This is a genomic window from Marinomonas pollencensis, from assembly GCF_003387375.1.
Lineage (GTDB): Bacteria > Pseudomonadota > Gammaproteobacteria > Pseudomonadales > Marinomonadaceae > Marinomonas > Marinomonas pollencensis.
In genome coordinates this window covers 1-6055 of sequence record NZ_QUNG01000026.1, presented here as the reverse complement: position 1 = coordinate 6055, position 6055 = coordinate 1, and the positions used below count along the sequence as shown (strand labels likewise).

General features: G+C 38.6%; 3 protein-coding genes. All 3 read right to left on the bottom strand.

The window, feature by feature from the left end; all coding sequences use genetic code 11:
* Positions 1–61: 61 nt before the first annotated feature.
* Genes DFP81_RS17900 through DFP81_RS17890 form a run of 3 tightly spaced genes read right to left on the bottom strand, consistent with a single transcriptional unit; the run spans position 62 to position 5357 of the window.
* On the bottom strand, positions 62–271 hold the full coding sequence (locus DFP81_RS17900; protein ID WP_115899251.1) for a response regulator: 210 nt from the start codon (positions 269–271) through the stop codon (positions 62–64).
* Between the two features lie 21 nt (positions 272–292).
* Positions 293–2314, bottom strand: a complete 2022-nt coding sequence (locus tag DFP81_RS17895) for an EAL domain-containing protein (protein ID WP_115899250.1) — start codon at positions 2312–2314, stop codon at positions 293–295.
* Positions 2315–2348: 34 nt separating this feature from the next.
* A complete protein-coding gene (locus DFP81_RS17890; RefSeq protein WP_115899249.1) occupies positions 2349–5357 on the bottom strand; it encodes a CheR family methyltransferase in 3009 nt (1002 codons plus the stop codon).
* Positions 5358–6055 lie beyond the last annotated feature (698 nt).

Sequence of the window (6055 nt, the reverse complement as noted above, 5' to 3'; positions counted from 1 at the left end):
AAATGCCTTGGTTATAGACAACCTGCGGTGGTGTTCGATGAACTACGAAGCGCAGCATAATTTAGAGGGTGGTGCACTTCGGAGTTGAATTCGCGAGTAAATCAACATCTAATAACACAAGATCAAAGTCATTCTTTTCCAATAGCTCTAGAGCTTTTTGCCCAGTTTCAGCAACTTGCGTATTCACATTGGTTTCTAATAAACAACGCATCACTTCAATAGAAGTAACTTCATCGTCTACGATTAAAATATTAGCCATTTTTTTTGACACAACAACTCCGTTTTACAGATTTTATTTGGCACTCAAATATTTAAGAACATTCTTCCTTGGGATGGCCTCAGAGTAATAAAATCCCTGCCCTACTCTACAACCTCTCTGCAATAGATAATTAACCTGCTCCTGACTTTCAACACCTTCACAAATAATTCTAGTATCAAGATTTTTGATCATCGCAATAATTGCATTTAAAAAGTTTCTATCACTGCCTTTTTTATTCACAGGCTTATGAATTTCATCAATGAAAATTTTATCTATTTTTACCGCTTCAAACCTTATTTTCTTCAGGCTATAAATTGAAGAGTGGCCAGTGCCAAAATCATCTAACACTAAGCTATAACCCAAATCAGTGAGCTTATTAAGATTTTTTGTAGCCACACTACTTTCTTCAAAAAGCATGGTTTCCGTCACTTCTATTTTAATAAGACGAGAGACATCTGGAGCTGTTTTTGCAATATACTCCAACTCTTCAATAATGGTATCACTTTTTATTTGATAAGAAGACAGGTTAATACTGATAGGTAGCTGAACAGCATGATGCTTCAACACCTTAATATATCGTTTAATTTCTTTAATTTGGTTTATCGCCAAAGTATAGATCAGTGGGTCTTCTTCAATAAAAGGTAGAAAATATGACGGCAGGTGAAGCTCTCCCGCTTTATCCTCATACCGAGCCAGAGCTTCAAATGACAAAACATCTCCAGTCACCATATCATGTACAGGCTGGAAGTATAATTTTATATCATTGTTTTCAATCGCTATTTCAATTTCTTTTATTCTTTTAGAGTTAAAAGAAAGCTCTTTTTGAACTTCGGAATTATAAAATGAAAAATCATTTCTGCCTGATTTTTTAGCAAGATACATAGCGCTATCAGCAGCATGCAGCAAGTCACTCTGAGACATAGCATCATCTGGGTATTGAGCTATTCCTATCGAACAGGTGCACTTATAATTCAACTCCTTTAATGAAAAAGGTTTTGACAACTCAAACAAAATACGTCGTGCTATCAGTTCTAAGTTACTTTTAGGCTGATCAGCTTGGATCAGTAGAACAAATTCATCTCCGCCTAGTCTTGCGACGAAATCAGAGCGTTTACAGCTGCTTTTCAATCGTTCTGCAACATGAATAAGCAAGGCATCACCATACTCATGACCATACTCATCGTTAATGTATTTGAACTTGTCTAAATCAATAAAAAATAGACTCAGTTGTTCTCCCAAACGTTGGGCTTCTATAAAGAGATCGTTAAACTTAAGATTAAAGCTATGTCTATTTTGTATACCTGTAAGAGGATCCTTGAAAGCGATACTTTTCATCGTTTCTTCGGCAGACACTTGACTGGTAATGTCTTCAATAAAGTGAAGAAAGGTATAAGATTCTTTATCATGGATAATGACAATATTGACACTACAAACTATAGGCTCCTGCCCTTCAAAGGCAGTAACGCACAGCATTCTTTCTTCTACTTGGTCAACTTCATAAACTAATCTATTCAGCGCACTAAAATGTGTTTTCTGATCATTTTCATGATACAAAACATTGTCTTTCTTGCCTTTTACCTTTAACAAACTTAAACCAAAAAAGTGCGTAAATCTTGGGTTTGCGAACAATATTTTGCCATCCGCATCACTGATATAAACGCTTTGATTAGAACGTTCGAAAACATTACGGTACAAATCAATTTGAAAGTCAGAGTCTACCCTATGGGTTATTGACGAAAACGTAAACACCAATGCGGTGCGCCCATCGATTTCAAAACTGCTATGGCTAAGAGAAAACTTTTGAACATCATTAGCGCACTGAATATCTAAAATTATAGACTTTTCAAAGGCACCCTCAGACTCAACCCAAGAAAAGAAGTCCGATAATCCAGAAACAATCAATCGAGTGATGGTCTTCAAAGCACCACTAAAACCATCGGACTCAATATAACGACCGAACACCTGCTTAGCTACTTCGTTCGATTCTAGAATCTGAAACGTATTATCTGTAGACAAACAAGGTATCGGCAAATGATCAAAAATCTTCTTATTCATTCAATGTCCGTGCAAACCTTAAGTATTTTTAACATTATGATTTAGATGAAAAGAGCGTTACCAGTATCTTACTGGCGCCTAAAGTATTTTCATTTATTTCATAAATCGTGTGATTCGCATAGACAGGCACTGGATAACCGTCTTTCGCTGATAATATTTGATAAGAGCTTGGAACAGCTTCACCCGGTTTAGAATCGATAACATTTTGAATAACCGTGCCAAATTTCTCACGATCCTCTTCTTCTATGAGCTCATAGAAATTATCGCCAGTGAAGGACTCTAAGGTGTCCAATGAATACCCTAACAACTTATAAAACTCAGCATTCACGTACTCAATAGCCATTTTTTTAATATCGATCACACAAGCCGCATTTAAACTACTGTTTAGGATATAACTGATTTTATCTTTATAACGTGTCTGCTCACGCTCAGAGACAATGGTGTCAGTAACATCTGTCATGGTACCCATGACTTTTACTGCTTGTTTTAAATCGTTAAAAGAGACAACAGCTTCTAATGAAATTATGATGGTTTTTTTGTTTACATCGTATGCTTCAAAAATAAACGGCTGGCTGGCTTTGCTATGCAATAGATTGGTTAGTTGGTCTTCCAACAAAGAGCGGTAGTGATCTTGTGCGAGCCCAATAAATGCCTCATAAGAAGGGTGAAATACCTCTCTATCTAGGCCAAACAACAAGTAACAACCGTTACTCCACTCAATTTTTCGAGTCGTGATATCCCAAAGCCATGAGCCCATTTTTGCCGATTTCTCTGCATCTTCTAATAGACTATTAGTATGTTGAAGATTATTTCTTAGGTCTTCAAGCTCAGTTCGCTGATGTTCCCGCTCTTCATAAGCCATGCGCAGTTCAGCATACGCTGTTTGCAGCTCTTCATTTGTTGATTGCAGTTCTTCGTTGGTGGTTTCAAGCTCTTCATTAGAGCTTTGCAACTCTTCGTTGGAGCTTTGCAACTCTTCGTTCATTGACTGCATTTCTTCGTTAGAAGTTTCCAGCTCCTCGATGACGTTTTGAAGTTGCTCTTTTGTCTTAAATAGCTGCCTCTGTTGTTCGATCAGTACTGCTTGATTGCTAACATTTTGCTCACCTGAAAGATTCCCTTTCGACAGCACGGGAATATTTACAGGCTCTTCAATTTGCGAAAAGATCAATGTTAATGATCCAAGAGGACCCTCTCGCTGAATAGAGATGAGAATCAGTTTTACCCAAACATCTTTGCCATCCAAGCTAAAGGACTGAAAGCCTGTATCTGCTATGTCTTTACCTGTGTGCAACTGATGGAAGGCACTTCTTAGATCAATGGAAAGCTGTGGGTGTAAGTTTTTGAAAATATTATTGGTCGGCAACCCCGATGGACGCACCAATAACTTATTCTCACCTTCGGTAAAAATAATATCCTGATTTTCGTTCACCAACATAGCATTGGGCAAGACAAATTGCTTAAGCGTCCTCGCAATAATATTCGAAAATTCTTCATTTAATTTAGTTCGCCTTGGGCTTTCTGTAACAGATTGAGCTTCGTAATCAACAGCCTTCTTTTTAATACTGTTTGATTTTCGTTCAGGCGGCAATTGCTTCCCGACAAACAAAGCTTCATAAATTTTGCTGGTTTTAGAAAGAGGGCGATATTGCTCTTGAAAGACACCAATAGACTCAGACTGACCTAGCATCAATATGCCTTTGGGGTTCAAAGCATAATGGAAAGTAGGCAATATTTGACGTTGCAATTCAACCGTAAAGTAAATCATTAGGTTACGGCAAGTAATTAAGTCAAGTCGTAGGAATGGTGGATCATTATTAATATCATGAACAGAGAAGATGACATGAGACTTGATCGCTTTCTTCACTTCGAACTGATCATCATTAACGATGAAAAATTTATCTCGAATGCCTTTTGGTAAGTTCTGCAAAGCAGATTCTGGGTAGACCGCATTTCGAGCAAATTCGATGGCGTTTTTATCTATGTCTGTCGCAAAAATCTGAACTTTGTAGTCCTCGATCTTATCCCCTAAAATCTGATTCAGAATAATGGCAATAGAGTATGGCTCTTCGCCTGTCGAACACCCTACACACCAAATCCGTAATTCTTTGCTTTCTCTATTCTGAATATAATTAGACAACTCTCTGTCAAGGCGATCAAACGCTCTGGCATCCCGAAAGAAGGATGTTACGCCAATCAACATGTCATTAAACAGCAAACTGACTTCTTCCGTGTGTTTTTTCAAATGCTCAAGATACACATCAGTATCATGGATTCTCAAAGAGGTCATTCGACGATCAATGCGACGAACAATGGTATTCTCTTTGTACAAGGTGAAGTCCACTTTGCACTGTTTCTTCAAGATATTAATAATGCCATTGTAAGTTTCTCGTGAAATGGCATTTTCATTATCTACAGAACGTCTACGAGGGAAATGTAGGATATTTTTAAGCTCGGTACCTATTTCTGTAGACTGAACAATTAAATCCACATTGCCTGAGTTAATGGCAGAATTCGGCATTCCATCGTACTTAGCATCTTTAGGGTCTTGAACAATACCAAAACCATTTTCCCCTTTGATCGCTCGAATGCCTCGGCTACCATCTGTACCCGTTCCGGAGAGCACAATCCCTATGGCATTTTCACCTTTTATTGAAGCAATGGATTCAAACAGCATATCCACCGACGGACGCGGCGTGCGACGAGCCTCGGAATAACTGATCAGGCTAATTCGGTCGCCATTGGTTATTTCGATATTAAAATTAGGCGGGCAAATATAAGCATGATTCGGCTCTAGCACTTCATTATCAATGGCGCTGGTAATAGGAATAGTACAAGCCTTTTCTAACAGGTCCACCATCATGCTTTTGTAAGAAGGCGAGAGATGCTGAGCAACCACAAACGCCATGTTAGTATCGGTAGGCAAATTTGAAAGCATGGATTGTAGCGCTTCCAGCCCACCAGCACTGGCTCCAACACCAACAACCGTTAATGTTGGTCTTGTAATCGCCATATTTTCATTAGAATGGGGTTTATCTGACATCTTATAATTAACCCTTTAATAGATAAAAAAGAGGTCTCTTTCTTACGCCTGCGGTTTTGCGTTAACAAACTCACCGCGCGCATCCCTGACCTTTCGAAGCGGTAACGAATCATTAATACCCGCCAGATAATTGACGAACTCAATGACTTATAAATAATTTATGACACTATAAAAGCAGTTTACCACAGCTAAAATTTCAACGTTTTTTACTCTGCCTTATATCTGACATGAACAAGGTGAAAATCACTCTTTTGCTCAAAAAAACAGCCAACAAGCGTAAAAGACTAGTATGATTTAATGTTTTTTGCAGAAAATAAGGAAAAAACCTTTATGGAAGTAATGTTTAAATAAAGGTCCCGATGGCATACCTATCAAGCATAATCTCTGCTCACTAAGGTCATCATAGCCAGCCACCACAACATCGCTTAGTCTATTGACCTTGTATGAGTAACAAACGTTCAACGTCAATACGAAATCGAGTAGAGTGAGGCGTTACCGCCTCGTCCCTCTCCCAGAACCGTACGTACGGACCTCGTATACGGCTCATGTAAACGTCCATTCAGCATGTACGCTGAACACATACCCCGTTTTCACTTCTTCAAGATTTACTAAACCTTGTTCATCGAACCATTTGTTTGGCATCTCGTGACTGGCTAACGGACTCGCCGCATTCCTCCAACTCGTCATGGATATATACT